Here is a 14,049-nt window from a genome sequence, read left to right as displayed (position 1 = left end):
CTTTAGCGCGGTCACAAGACACAAAACGTCCTGTGGGCCACCCAGAAATCTTTGATTTCTGGTGACGCCTTTCAGGGTGGGGAAGGTGTCAACAGAAGCAGCGTATTATATTTTCGAATGGCCAGTGGCTTACTGCTCGTCGTCTGAGCCAGGATTATCACTGGCCTCTATCTCGTCATCGGCCGCGTTGTCGTCGAGCCAGTGCGGAGTGTACCGATACCAGATATCGGCATCCTGGACGAAATACACCCCCGTGGATTCGTCCTCAATCACCCGTCGGTTCGTGTCGAACGCCACGTCCACGAGCCCCTCAAGCGAGTCGACCTCGATAGTGGTCTGTGGATCATCCTGTGGGACCGTCCCGATCGTAATCCAGTCCTCGAACTCCGACTGGATTTTGCTGTTCTGGAGCTCCGTGCGGACCGATTCCGAAACGACAAAGCGATCGTCCCACCGGCCATAACACAGTCCTCCAAGCGACACCAGTGAAAGGATCAACAACGCGATCGATCCCACCTGCGGAGCTGTCCCGGGTTGATTCGGCACAGTCGTCTGTTGTGTTACGCTCATTTGCTCGACCGGACTCCGGGTCGGTGACACCACGAAATAATCCATCGTGCTGTTGATCGGCAGCGTGTAGTTAAACTGTCGATTGACGGGGTGTGAATCGACCGTCCCGTTTATTGTCGTGGTAACGAACACCTGCGTCCTGATCTGTGAAATTTGATACAACGATTTGTGTCGCTCGTGTAGTCGCTTCGTTCGCTTTCGCAGCGCATCAGCATCGATTTTGAACGAGACGTTCTGTCGTTCACCAGGTTTGAGTGTGTCGTTTTTGACGTCGAGTAGCCGTCGCTCTTCCCAGATTCGCCGCTGAATAACCTCCTCGGACTCCTCTGCTTCCTGCTCGTAGTGTGCAAAATCGACGAGCGATACCCGCGTGTGAACGTCCGCTGATCCGTTTTCACCACCGAGTTTGAACCAGTACGTCGTGTTGAGACGTGGTGTCGAATTGGTGATGTAAAACATTCTGTTCTCCCGGGTTTCGTTCTTCTGGAAGATGAGCGAGTTCTCAACGACGCGTCCCCGGTGGTCGAATCCACCATCGACGGACCACGACGCCGCAGTCCGTTCTTCGACGTGCGTGCCAGGATCGACAACCGTCGAATATGTCGTCCAGCCGCCCGCAGCGACGAGAATGGCAAGCACCGCTGCAAACACGAAAAAGTAGTCATCTATCAGTACCTTGAGCCGTGTGAGTTGGTTCGTGGTCATGGTTATAGACTGCAGCGTTCCTTTCAGTACTTCAACAGGCGTTTGATCCGACGGACAAATCTACTGCGACTCGGCCGTGACCGAACGTATCCACGGCCGAGAAGCTTGGTCGTGACCGCCAGGAAGGCGACGAATACCAGGCTATCGATGACGATTACTGGCAGCCACGGGTGAATCCGGTAGAGCAGATCGATTAGTGATGGCGGTATAATAGTCAGATACCGGTGTTCGGCGACGTATCGTGGATAGTATCCTGTTTCATCCGGAACCGAGAAATCCACATTCATGGTTTGTGTTTCACCGGGGCCGACGATCACACTATCATCGGGTGTGGAAACGCCGTTGCCGGCCGGATCGAGATACACCTGCATCGGAAGGACACCCCCGTTTGGAACGGTGTAGTTCATCGATTCCGTTTCCCCGCTGGCGATCACGGTCGGTCCCGGTGAGTTGTACTGTGCGCTTACCACGCTGAACTCCTGAATACCGCCGGCAAACGTCATCGTCGCCGTCAGTGAGCCAACGAGGACGAGCCCAAGAACGATCGCCATCTGCGTGTTCGTGATCCGTCGTTTCCGGCTTCGTTTCCGACGGCGGCGTCTGGACCGGTTTCCACCGCTTTCGAAAAGCGCGCTCCCGGCATACAATAGAATGCCAAATCCAAGCAGAATGTACGCCAATCCCTGTGTTCCAAGTAGCGATCGCGTGCCGAGTGCAATTGCGATTTGACGCTGTATGTTCGAGATTCCCCCTCGTATTGCGCCAAATGCGCTCCCGAGGTGCGGGATGACAATCGGCTGGCTTCCAATCATGACGGCTTCGCCGATTACCTGACGGTCTTTGACTGGCGGTTCACCGGCATCCTGATCGGTGAACGGGTTGTTATCCCCTCGTGTAATCAGTCCCTCGTTGGTGGTTTCTTCTACGCGGTGTGTCGTAATGCCGCCAGCGTCGTCGTTCAGCGTCTTCGAGTTGAATACGATGATGTCGCCTTCTTCTGGCTCACCGGTCACGACAGCAGGGAGGACGATGAACCCATCTCCGGTCGAGATCGTATCCTCCATGCTGTTACTTGTGACGTACGCCAGCAACACCGGTTGGCCGATGAGCTGGCCGATCACGACTGCAACGAGGACGAGGACGAGCACGGACTGTGCAGTCGCTCCGAGCAAGCGTCGGTCCATTTATGCGATGGCACCCAGTTCAACCGACAACACTGTAAGTCGCTCCGAGCGTAGCGTCTCAGACCGTGCCTGCTCGTCGTCTGTCGCACTCATCGTTGCCGGAGGGAGATAGCACCGTTCGATTCTGATCCATTGGCTCCAGCTTCACCGGCACAATGGATGGTCGCCTGTGCACTCGTCGACACCGATGTATCAGAACCCTCCGCGGTGATTTCGATCGTCACGGTCGTGTCAGCAGGGGCTGTGTCTGGACACTCCACGGTGGCAACAAGCTGGCTCGAGCGATCTGCTTTCACCACGGGTTCGGTGACGGTGGGGTCTCGAACGGTGATCGCCGAGCTGTCAGGGACGGAGACGCTGAGATCAAACGAGGAGAGTGTCGATGAGAGTCCGTTGGTGATCGTTCCGAGGGTGACGGTTGTCGTGTTTCCGCCGGACGTTCTGAATGCGCCGACCAGTGCCGGCTGGCGACCAGCGTATTCGACGCCAGTTTTCGAAACCGTGGGCTCTGCACCCTCGAACGCGAGAAATGCCGAGTCCTCTGAGACTGAGACGGACACCTCTCTCTGTTGAGAAAGCGAGTCGAACGCTCCGGTGCCAGTGAACAGGACGACGATGGCACAGACCACGAGAACAATAGCGAACCGTCTGGACTGTGATCTCGCACGGCTCATGGGTCGTGGGTCACCTCCGGTGGGAGTTCGTGGCTCCCGAGCCGCATCGATCGTGTGCGGTAGGTGTGCACGATCGCAGAAATCGTTACGGTGAGACTGAACAGAATGGCCCATTCGTGGACCGACAGCGCCGTGACGGGCCAAGAATCGATCATCGCAATTGCCGACATCACCACACAGCCGGCCAGGCCGATACCAAGATAGTAGATACTCCATGGTATCGTGTTACTGGGCACGACTTCCAGATAGATATCCAGAGAATCGAGTTGGTCAGTCACCTCGATGACCCCCTCTACAGGACAAAACTCGATGACGCCAGCGTCATCGAGCGCGGGGAGGTGTCTCTGCTGAAGGGATGTGTAGGCGTATTTTCGCTGTTTCGCAGAGATTTCCTCGGGGGGGACGCCTGCCTCCCAGGCTGCGATCTGCTCTGCGAGCTCACTGAGCTGTGTGCGACCGTTGGCAGTGAGATATCTGATCGCCCAGCGTCGGCGGCGATTGCCGAGAAGAGAAAATAGCGCATCCCGTCCCAGTGTCGACTCCGACGGTTCAGTTCCGGTTTCTTGTCGTGCCTGCGTGTGTGATTGATTCATACATCTGCATGAAACGTCCTGACAACACTCATCAGGTGTCTAGAGGGCGACCCAACCGATATGGTATGTAACTCCTAACGATATTTGAATTAATCGATAGTTCAATCGGTTTCCGGTGGGTATCAATTGTCATACGAGCGGATCGGGGTGCGATCTATCCGATATTGGTTCGAACGCTTTGTATCGTCAGTTTTGAACGGAATTAAACAATCAGTAATGACTCGCTCAAAATCTTCTCGGACCCGAATACAAAGTACCTGTAGGATTTGGTATGGAGTAGGAACCTACATGCAGCGTGTAGGTACCGGATGAAAACATGTACGTACCACGAGGAAAGCTACTGGCGTTGATTACGATCGTCGTTGCGGCGGCCCTTGTTACGGGCTCGGGCGCGTTTTCGAGCGCTACGGTCGAGCGGACGGCGAGCGTGGAGGTAACGGGCGATAAAAGTGCGTATCTCGGCTTACAACCAGTCGAAAACGGGAACGGAAATTTCGCGGAGGTCGGAAATGATGGAAAGCTCAGTATAGATTTCACAAAGAAACATAAGACTAGTGATGGTGGAAAAGGTGTCAACCCTGATTCGCAGTACACGTTCGATGACGTGTTCCATATCGTAAACCAGGGAACACAGTCCGTGCAGGTCTCTGTGAAAGACGAGCATGAGGATAGGCTCTCGTTCTACGACAGTGAAGATGGTTCCCCCATCGACGGTAAGGAAATCGGAACTGGAGAGCATGTGTCTGTCGGCGTCAAGATTGATGCAAGTGGTCTCGGCACAGAGGATGATTTCGATGATGACTTCATCATCGAAGCAGAGAATTCCGACGCTGCCAAGAGTGTCGCAGGCAACATGAACGAGTCTGACGCCTCCAACGACGATAGCGACGAGTAGGCCGAATCGTCTCCCAGTGGGGAACCCAGGGCAGCTTGTTCCGTGATCCGTTCACGGAGTGTGATTTGCAGGACGGTTTCCTGACACGGCCGGTGCTCACATGTGTGATCGGTGTGGCCTCGGTCGTGGTTTTTCGATGTGAGAATTCAGTGACGACACTACCATTACCATGAATTTATGAATCAACTGCGACGCATAGCCATCTGTCTGATCGCCGTTGGGCTGGTGACGAGCGCCATCTACGCCACTGGCGCGTTCGACTCGGCCACGACCAAACGAAACGCAAACGTCAACGTGGTCGGCGACGCGGCGGGCTATCTCGGCTTGCAGCCAGCCGACGGCGAGAACGGACAGTACGCGACCGACAAGGGCGGGGAGCTTGCGCTCCGACTCGACGGAACACTCGAAGACGGCCCGGCCGGCAGCGGCGTCAATCAGGGGAGCCAAACCGTGATTTCGGATATCTTCACCATCACGAATCAGGGGCCCCAGCCCGTTGGGGTCTGGCTCGAAAACACGAACGACGTCGTCGAGTTCCAGCAGGACGGAACGCCGTTCGAGTCCGAAGAAAATGCCGTCCAGCTCAGTCCCGGCGACACCATTTACGTCGGCGTGGAGATCGATGCGACGGATTCAGGTGAGCAATCGCTCGAAACCGAACTCGTCGTGAATGCGGATGCGGATCTGGAGGGTGGAGCAACGAATCCGAATACCAGTAACTCGGACCGCACCACCCAGACAGGAACAGAAAGACAATCAGATTCGAACACCCGGACGACGCCAAACCAGGAGCCTGCTGTCAATGAAACTGAGCAAGGGCTCATTGATGGGCTAATGGATCTCATACAGAGCGGTTCCGAGTTCTTCCAGAAACACAAAGCCACACTCATACGAGCCGCTTTGCTCACGCCTCACCCAATCGGATACATCGTTGCGTGGATGCTTCTCCATCCGAAAGAAAGCAGGGAGATATTAGTGGGAGCTGCTGCAGGAGCGATGGGAATGCCCAATGGGATAAAACCAACCCAAGAAGCGGGAACAGTGACATACTTTGCCGGATGGATGATCACCTCTGTGGTTCCGATAGTCGGTATTATCCCGGATATTCGCGATACGATACAGGCAGCACTCAACGGAGATATCATCGGAAGTGTCATCGGTCTGGCGTCGATTGCACCGGGGCTAGGGACCGGTGGCGATCTCGCCCAGATTGGCCACTACGCGAAAATGTGGGCGAAGATTGGCGGCAGTAATATAAAAAAGGCCGTTTCATTCGTCAAAGACGGGATCTTATCGAGATTTCCGGACAGTATAAAGAGGGATATTCTCGACGGACTCTCCAAAGGGAAAAAGGCAGAAAAGATATCGGACTCGAAGATGCAACGCTATATCGACGACGGCTACAACCCCGCCCAGATTGATGATCTGGTGAAAAACTCCAAATTCACTAAGACAGACATTGATCAGTTCACCAAGAAGGGGGTGAATCTGGACAGGGTGCAGACGCTCCGGGGACGAAACATTCCGGCCGACGATATCAGATACTACGTCAAAAACGATGTGAGCCTCCACAAGGTCGCCGACATGCGAAATCAGAAGTTCTCACCGAAGCGGATTCGGAAGCTATCGAAGCAGGGCTTCGACTTCGATGCGGCAAAACTGTTGAAGCGTGATGGGTTCACCAACGACCATGTCATGGAGATCGCAGATACTGGAATCAAGCCATCGAAGGCCAGACAGCTGAAACACGACGGATTCACGCACGGTGAGGTCGTCGGACTTGCGAAGAAGGGAGCCAACGTCGATGAGGCCAGTCGGCTCATCCGAGGCGACTTCACCCACCGCGAGATCACTGGTATTGTCTCGAAAAGTGAGACGTCGTATCTCAGAACGGGCGATGTTCTCAAACAGGTCAGAAAGCGGTACGACGAAGGGATTCCCAAGAAGGATATCAAACACTACGTGGATGAAGGGGTCAGTCTCAAGCTCGTCGGGAAGATACATACTGGAGGTCAATCACCTAGAACGGTGAGAAATGCTATTAGCGAATATATTCGAGTAAACCCAGATACAACTAGGCAGATAATAGAGTCACTTTCCTATGGGCAAAGAAAAATAGCACCTACTATAAATACAATAGTAAATGGTTATGCATCCACAAAGGTGAGAAAAAACAAATCCGAGAATAAACATTCGCGGCAGATTATTCCTCTCTATCTATATCCACGAATTTAATCGTATAAATAATATGGCATATCAAAACAATTACTAAATATAGAATAGTGGCAGGCGAATTTGGATATTTACTGGGAGTTGTTGTTGCTTGAAACTCAAACATAGGATGTATGGTGGCCAATGCTGGCTGAACTACATTGAAATATAATGGCAGCGTTATTATTAAAATTATTATGAATCCTGCGGTTTTATTCTTATATATACTAGTATCCAATTTCATGATGTTTGTAACTCAAGGCAACCTATATTATTTGGAGAGGAGTATTATTGTTTCGGATAAATCGTGTCGAGAGGAGGGGCTTTGCCACACTATCAGTTTGTACTCCAGTAAGTCGAGGAAGATTCACATACGTTACTTAAGAGACCACAACCATCAACTATTCATAATCCACAAATTTTAAATTATAAATGAAATAGACAATGACTATCAAGGCCAGATAAATTAGATTCGAAACCGAATTCGGATATCTGCTGTAATTCATCGGGGGTTGAAAAGCAAATATTGGATGGATTGATGCCAATAGTGGCTGAATAATGTTAAAATAAACAGGTGTAACAACAATGAGAGCAACTACAAACCCCATATGAGAATTGTTAATGATCTTCTTAATCAACTTCATGTAAATTATCGAGTCATACTAAGAGTATAGAGTTATGGTTCCACTTTGAGCGGCGATAGGACCTCATAACGAACAATCTCTCCGATCCATGCGAATCACCGAACTCGTTAACGAGCAGACGGGCTACGAGCATTAGCCTGGGAGTGAGTGTATCACGGGCTATCGCGTGACGGGAGAAATGCTCGTGGTCGCGACGTTTGAAACGAGCAGATCGCAGTCTGGCTGTCCAACAGGCCTCGAAGACCAGCACCCCGCGCTGGCGCGCATCACCACGGACTAACGCTCTCCAGAAAGCAAGCGCCGACGAGAGTTGAACACGACGAGCAACGAACTGATCGCCATCACCGACTGAGGCCAGTCGTCTCATCCGAGGCAACGTTACCTACCGCGAGATCACTGGCATCGTTGTAAAGCGTGAGACCTCGTATCTCAGAAAGGAGATTCCCTCCAGTACGTTGGGAAAGCGATAGAGATATTCGATTCACAAAGCCCAATAGGAGATGTAACCGCTGAGCAACCAGTTGATAAATAATTAACGAATGATTGCTCTAGTATTGTCATTTAGGCATGGAGGACATATACCAGCGGGATCAAGGAACAATAGAACAGATTAGGGAGAATCATATCTGTCGATTACTCATAATCAACAAATACGGATCCAAATTTCATATAAAACACCATTACTGAAACCATATAGATCAGATGGGCCAAATCATTCGGGTATCTCCGGTATGATGTAGAAGCAGTTATTTCGAAAACGGGATGCAGTGATGCCAAGAACGGTTGAATTATAAGAAAATATATAGGAGTAACTACGGTAATAGAAATAGCAATCGCTACATATCTGTTGTTTAAAATTCCCATCAGCAGCTTCATATCTAGGATAGAAGTTGTATACCAATCCCACTATAATGTATCGTTCGGAAAGATATTACGATGAGTAGACCGGCTGTCTCCGAATCGCTCCAACTAACCAAACACTCATAATCCTAAATTTATAATTATGGTATTAAAATAGCCAATAGTTCGCACATATATTGGGTTATCTGCAGATTCAATTTAGCAAATCAAACTAATACATCGTAACTTTTGCTAGGTATCAATCCCCCATATCCTATTATCTTTATTTTATAGGTGAAGTGAAGAACCATCACTAATGAGATATATATTAGCCCAGAAAGAGAATCCGGATATCTACCAGGTGATCCAGACCGCGATAACTCAAATACGGGATGAATTGCTTCCAAGGCGGGTTGTACCACACAGAAATACGGTGGTGACGTAATTGCTACTATGAGAACTAATGCAAACCACCAATTTTTGTAAATAGGTCGGAAATTCACCTACGGCAGTTGTTAACGACGAGTAATAGTATTACTGTATCCATCAAACTCGCGCAGTACAACATTCATTTGCCCAAGATAAATTTCACCACTAACTCGCTCAGCTGCTCGGCGATGATGTCAGAGCAACCGCCGCCGAGAGTTGAACACAACAAGCAACGAACTGATCGCCATCGCCGCCGCCGCAAGCAATGGCGTGATCCAGCCGAGCACCGCAATCGGGATGGCGATCACGTTGTACAACGCCGCCCAAACGAGATTGCGCTTGATCCGACCACGAGTCGCCCGCGCCAGCTCGAACGTCCGCTCGACGCCCTCCAGTGAATCATCCACAATGACCGCATCCGCCGCATCCACCGCGAGATCCGTCGCACTGGCGACCGCAATCCCGAGATCCGCGCTCGCGAGCGCCGGCGCGTCGTTGGTGCCATCGCCAACCATCGTCGTCGTGCCACGCTCACGAAGCCCGCTGACGATCGCCCGCTTCGAATCCGGACGCACGCCAGCAAACACGTGATCGACCGCAGGATGGTCGCCAAAGCGCGCCGCAATCCGCTCATCATCGCCCGTCAACACGACGATCTCTCGATCGGCTGTGGCCAGCGAGCTGAGCACGCGCTCGTACTCCTCGCGGGGCTCATCATGCAACAGAATGACGCCATGAACCGCACCAGCCCAGCCTACGACCGTGGGATGTAGCCCGTCGTCGTAGGCGTCGTCGATCGTGGCCTGCAACGAATCCGGGATCTCAAACGCCCCAGCAAACGCATCGGGATGACCAACCCGCACCCGCTCACCATCAACAACGCCGGAAACCGAACGGGCCGAGCGCTCGAATGCCGTCGCCGACACCGTCGCCGCATCGGTAGCCGAACAGATCGCATCGGCGATCGGATGACTCGAATGGCGCTCAACGGCCGCCGCACGAGAACGGACAGCCGCTGGATCGTCCGCCACCACGTCAGCAACGCGCATCTCGCCAGTGGTCAACGTCCCCGTTTTATCGAACACGATGACCTCCGAGTCGTCGATCCGCTCCAAGATCGTCTCGTTGAGCAACAAAATCCCGTTGTCAGCGCCATCTCGACTGCCGGCCGACAGCGCAAGCGGCGTCGCAATGCCGAGCGAACAGGGACAGGAAATGACGAGAACGGACACACCGACCATGAGCGCCGTTCCGAGTGATTCGCCGACCAGCAACCAGCCCACGGTCGTTCCGAATGCGATCAACAACACGAGCGGGACGAACACCACGGCAAACCGATTGACGAGCCGCTGAACACCGCCATCACGGCTCTTGGTCTGCCACATGAGCGAAACGAGCCGATCGATCGTGCTCGTTGCTTCCGGTCCGACGGCCACCGTGAGACTGCTGTCGGTGACAACCGACCCCCCAAGCACATCGTCACCCGAACGCTTCGTTTCGGGGACGGACTCGCCGGTTATCAACGACTCATCCACCGCGGCCGTCCCCGCAACGACCGTCCCATCGACTGGAATCCGCTCACCGGGTCGAACAAGCAGCCGATCGCCGGGAGCGCATTCATCGATCGGAACGGTCTCGGTCTGACCATCGTCACGGAGTCGCTCGGCGTGCGTAATGCGCGTCTCCGTGAGTGAGCCCCGAGAGCCCGCAGCCGAGCGCTTGACACGTGATTCGATGTGATTGCCGACGGTCACCACCACCAGCACCATCACGGCCACATCGAAATACGGATGGGTGCCACCAGTGGCGACGGTGACGACCGAATAGCCGTACGCAGCGAGAACGGCGATTGCAACGAGCACGTCCATCGTCGGCTGTCCGACGCGAAGACTCACGTACGCACCCCTGAAAAACGGATAGCCAAGCCCAATCACGATGAGCGTGCTCCAGACGGCAAGCGGACCGAACACCATCGCCCCCATCGTCTGCCCAAGCAAAAACGAATCATCGTACACCCCAAGCGTCACTGGATAAATGAACAACAGATATGGAAACATCACCGGCATCGCGAGAATGACGGAAATGACCGAGCGATACCGATCAAAGGAGAGCCGATTGAGCAACGATGGCTCGTCCGTCGACTCCGGATCGCGGGCCTGATAGCCAAACTTGCTCACGGCGTCAGTTACCGCCGACTCGTCGAGTTCGTCGGGATCGTACACCACCCGAACCATCTCGTTCGAATAGCTGGCGTCTGTGGTGTACACGCCGTCGGTCTCCTCGGCGAGCAGCTCGATGAATCCCTCACACGTTTTGCAATGCATTCCATCGACCGACCGATACACCGTCTCTGCGCCGTCTGGGACGCTCATTGCATCGGATCCGGTCTGCACTCGATTGCGAATCCCCTCAATCGACACCGAAGACGATGGTTCCTCGATCAGTTCTGCGATCTCCTGACAGCCACGACAGCAGTAGACTGCGTCGCCATCAGTGATCGGCTCGCCGTCAATCGGTAGCTCACAGAGTGTACACGATTGCATGAGTGATGTGTTGTACAACAGAGAGCGGTTGATAGAACGGAATGTCCGGCAGCCACAGTCCGATTCCGAACCGTCGGGCACCCATGCCGACCATCACGTAACCCAGACCGATGAAACAGACGCCGAGTGCGCGATGGAGCAGGCGTCGGTGCCGTGGACCAACCGACGGAACGAGCGTACCGTAGACGAACACAGTCGGGATCGTACCGACACCAAGCGCACCGAGCGCGAGGAGCCCATACAGCGGCGATCCCTGCGCGAACACGTAGAGAAACGCGGGATACAACAACATGCACGGCAACAGCGCATGCATCGCACCCAATCCGACGATTCCTGTTCCGTTGACCAGTCGATCGAGCCGGCCAGAAACGACGGCATACGTGCGCGCAAAGATTGAGCCGACGCCTGTCCCCGAAATGAGTGCCTCCGCCGAGCCCTGTCGATAACCAAACAGTCGCGTTGCGCCCATTACCACGATGAGCGATCCAACGACGAGACCCATTGCGCCCTGAACGGGGCCGACGATCCCACCAAGTGTAACGGTCCCATAGAAGAGCGCTCCGAGCAGCCCGAACAGCCCTCCGAGAACGCTGTATCCGATGGTGCGACCGACGTTGAACAGCGCATGCTGGCGCACCTCGTGAATCGTCAGTGCGCCGTCCCACCCTTCGTCGCGTTGCATCCGTTCGCCGTAGGTCGTCACGAGTGGCCCACACATGCCGATGCAGTGTGCACCACCGAGCAGCCCGATCGCCAGAAAGACGAGGAGATCTGCGCCACCACTGATCGGCGAAGTCACTCCAGAAACCAGCACTGACGACGAAGCCACCACCCCAACGGTGTTTACTGCCACTAGATGTGATGCTAACGCCGGTGTGCAATTACCCGTTTTGATTTGGAAGTGAGAGCGACCCGGTTGCGACCCGTGACACCGAGCCGCCAACCTGCACCCCATCGTCGTCAGCGCGGATATACAATAGCGACGGTCGACCCATCGATTGTCCCTGTTCTATCCGTGCCTCGATCGGTTCGCCCCTCTGGTCATGGAGATACGCCGCCAAACAACCGTTCGAACTGCCAGTCGCCGGATCTTCGGGCACACCCAGTGCGGGTGCGAACACACGGACCGCGAGATCGTTGGCCGGCGACCGAGGAGAATCACAGTACACGAGCACGTTCTTTGCTTCGCGCGATTGCACCAGCGCCGTGTATGCATCGTCATCGATCGTGGCTGCCTCGAGGATCTCACGATCTGCGACCGGGACGATGATCGTCGGAAGTCCGGTCGAGACGACCTGCACTGGCCCAACAATGTGTTCTGAATCGACGCCGATCGACTGTGCCGCCTGAGACCGGTCGATCGTCTCGCCTATCGTGGGGGGCTGCTGGGTCATCCACAGCACGTCACCTGTTGGGGTCGACTCAACGTGAACCGGAACTGAGCCCACCGGCAGCGCAAGCGTTGGCTCGACCGCGTCAGTTCGATTACGAATGACGCTTGCTGTCCCCAGCGTCGGATGGCCCGCAAACGGGATCTCATCACTGGGCGTGAAAATCCGCACGTCGAAGGTCTCGAACGACTCGATAAACGTCGTCTCGGAGTAGTTCATCTCCGCGGCGATCGCCTGCATCTGCTCGGAGTCGAGTCGTCGTTCGCTCTCGATGACGGCAAGCTGATTGCCGGCATACGGATCCGCCGAAAACACGTCGACAATGTGAAATTGCACGCCAGCAACACGGTGGGAGTAAAAATAATTCTTGGGCACTCACTCGTCTGGAAATGGAACCTCGAGCTCATCGCCGTCGTCAGGCAGGTAGATCTCCCCGTCGAATGTGTCGGCCGCCTGTTGTTCGAGTCGATCGGTCGCCCTACCGTACCGGGTCGACACATGCGTCAGCACGAGCCGTCGAACGCCAGCACGACTGGCGATTTTGGCCGCTTCTCTGGCCGTCGAATGGCCCGTGATCGTCGCTCGCTCTGCGTTGTCGTCGGCAAACGAGCTTTCGTGGATCAGCAGATCTGCCCCACGAGCCGCAGAAACGGTCACATCGGTCGGTCGCGTATCACCCGTGTAAACGAGATGCCGTCCCGGTCGAGCTGGGCCGACAACATCATCGGACCGAACGACGGTGCCGTCCTTGAGTTCGACATCCTCACCGCGGTGGAGTTTGCTGAATTTCGGCCCCACGGGCACGCCCAGCGCTTCTGCGCGTTCACGGTCGAATCGCCCCTTCCGTTCGTCCTCAACGAGAGCATACCCCACCGAATTCGTCCGATGATCGGTTCTGAAGGCGCGAATCTCGAAATCGTCACCCGTGAGCACTGCCGTACCGGGCTGTGCAACGCGAACGGAGACCGAATAGGACGGATCCGTTCCGGCGACAGAGAGCAACGACTCGATACTGTCACGTGTTCCCGGTGGAGTGTGCACTACGAGCGGTCGCTGGCGCTCGTTGAAATCCCACGTCTGACAGAGTCCGGGCAGCCCGAGGACGTGATCGCCATGAAGATGCGAGAGAAAAACGTGCGAGACGTCAAAGCCCGTCCGAAACCGCATCATCTGTCGCTGGGTCCCTTCACCGCAGTCGAAAAGAAATCGATCACCCGACCGACGGACCAGCACCGAACTGGTGTTGCGCTCGGCCGAGGGAATTGCCCCGCTCGTTCCGAGAAACGTTACGTGCATATTGCACTAGTGGCCAGGCCCGTCGGATAGCCGCTTCGAAAGCCCGACGCGAGCGACACGTCCGAATCGACCCA

At 54.6% G+C, this 14,049-nt stretch carries 11 protein-coding genes; 2 read left to right on the top strand and 9 right to left on the bottom strand.

The window, feature by feature from the left end:
- Positions 1-129: 129 nt before the first annotated feature.
- The 4 genes from JXQ78_RS10680 to JXQ78_RS10665 form a co-directional block, all read right to left on the bottom strand.
- Complete coding sequence (locus tag JXQ78_RS10680; RefSeq protein ID WP_330630746.1) at positions 130-1,275, bottom strand: DUF5305 family protein; 1,146 nt, start codon at positions 1,273-1,275, stop codon at positions 130-132.
- A gap of 23 nt (positions 1,276-1,298) precedes the next feature.
- On the bottom strand, positions 1,299-2,459 hold the full coding sequence (locus JXQ78_RS10675) for a signal peptidase I (protein WP_330630745.1): 1,161 nt from the start codon (positions 2,457-2,459) through the stop codon (positions 1,299-1,301).
- An 89-nt stretch (positions 2,460-2,548) separates the two neighbouring features.
- The gene (locus JXQ78_RS10670; RefSeq protein ID WP_330630744.1) at positions 2,549-3,133 is read right to left on the bottom strand and encodes a hypothetical protein; all 585 of its coding nucleotides are present in this window, start codon (positions 3,131-3,133) and stop codon (positions 2,549-2,551) included.
- Complete coding sequence (locus JXQ78_RS10665) at positions 3,130-3,726, bottom strand: DUF7344 domain-containing protein (protein WP_330630743.1); 597 nt, start codon at positions 3,724-3,726, stop codon at positions 3,130-3,132. Before JXQ78_RS10665 ends, JXQ78_RS10670 begins: the two co-directional genes overlap by 4 nt.
- Positions 3,727-4,042: 316 nt before the next feature.
- On the opposite strand from JXQ78_RS10665, the gene JXQ78_RS10660 reads away from it, so the two are divergent.
- The gene (locus JXQ78_RS10660) at positions 4,043-4,621 is read left to right on the top strand and encodes a DUF1102 domain-containing protein (RefSeq protein WP_330630742.1); all 579 of its coding nucleotides are present in this window, start codon (positions 4,043-4,045) and stop codon (positions 4,619-4,621) included.
- Positions 4,622-4,717: 96 nt separating this feature from the next.
- Here the strand turns inward: JXQ78_RS10660 and JXQ78_RS10655 are convergent, their stop codons facing one another.
- Positions 4,718-5,068, bottom strand: a complete 351-nt coding sequence (locus JXQ78_RS10655) for a hypothetical protein (RefSeq protein ID WP_330630741.1) — start codon at positions 5,066-5,068, stop codon at positions 4,718-4,720.
- A gap of 3 nt (positions 5,069-5,071) precedes the next feature.
- Here JXQ78_RS10655 and JXQ78_RS10650 point away from each other — a divergent pair, with 3 nt between their 5' ends.
- The gene (locus JXQ78_RS10650; protein WP_330630740.1) at positions 5,072-6,856 is read left to right on the top strand and encodes a hypothetical protein; all 1,785 of its coding nucleotides are present in this window, start codon (positions 5,072-5,074) and stop codon (positions 6,854-6,856) included.
- 2,083 nt (positions 6,857-8,939) lie between these two features.
- Here the strand turns inward: JXQ78_RS10650 and JXQ78_RS10645 are convergent.
- Genes JXQ78_RS10645 through rnz form a run of 4 tightly spaced genes read right to left on the bottom strand, consistent with a single transcriptional unit; the run spans position 8,940 to position 13,975 of the window.
- Positions 8,940-11,288: a heavy metal translocating P-type ATPase gene (locus JXQ78_RS10645; RefSeq protein WP_330630739.1), complete on the bottom strand. Its 2,349-nt coding sequence runs from the start codon at positions 11,286-11,288 to the stop codon at positions 8,940-8,942.
- Positions 11,266-12,120, bottom strand: a complete 855-nt coding sequence (locus JXQ78_RS10640) for a sulfite exporter TauE/SafE family protein (RefSeq protein WP_407934047.1) — start codon at positions 12,118-12,120, stop codon at positions 11,266-11,268. Before JXQ78_RS10640 ends, JXQ78_RS10645 begins: the two co-directional genes overlap by 23 nt.
- 49 nt (positions 12,121-12,169) lie before the next feature.
- Positions 12,170-13,015: a PhzF family phenazine biosynthesis protein gene (locus JXQ78_RS10635; RefSeq protein WP_330630737.1), complete on the bottom strand. Its 846-nt coding sequence runs from the start codon at positions 13,013-13,015 to the stop codon at positions 12,170-12,172.
- 39 nt (positions 13,016-13,054) lie between these two features.
- Entirely contained in the window at positions 13,055-13,975 is a 921-nt protein-coding gene (rnz, locus tag JXQ78_RS10630; RefSeq protein WP_330630736.1) for a ribonuclease Z, read from the bottom strand.
- Between the last annotated feature and the right edge of the window lie 74 nt (positions 13,976-14,049).

This window comes from Halocatena halophila (assembly GCA_027563145.1).
Classification (GTDB): domain Archaea; phylum Halobacteriota; class Halobacteria; order Halobacteriales; family Haloarculaceae; genus Halocatena; species Halocatena halophila.
Note: the sequence above shows the minus strand (reverse complement) of the source record. Positions and strands in the feature narration are given on the sequence as shown.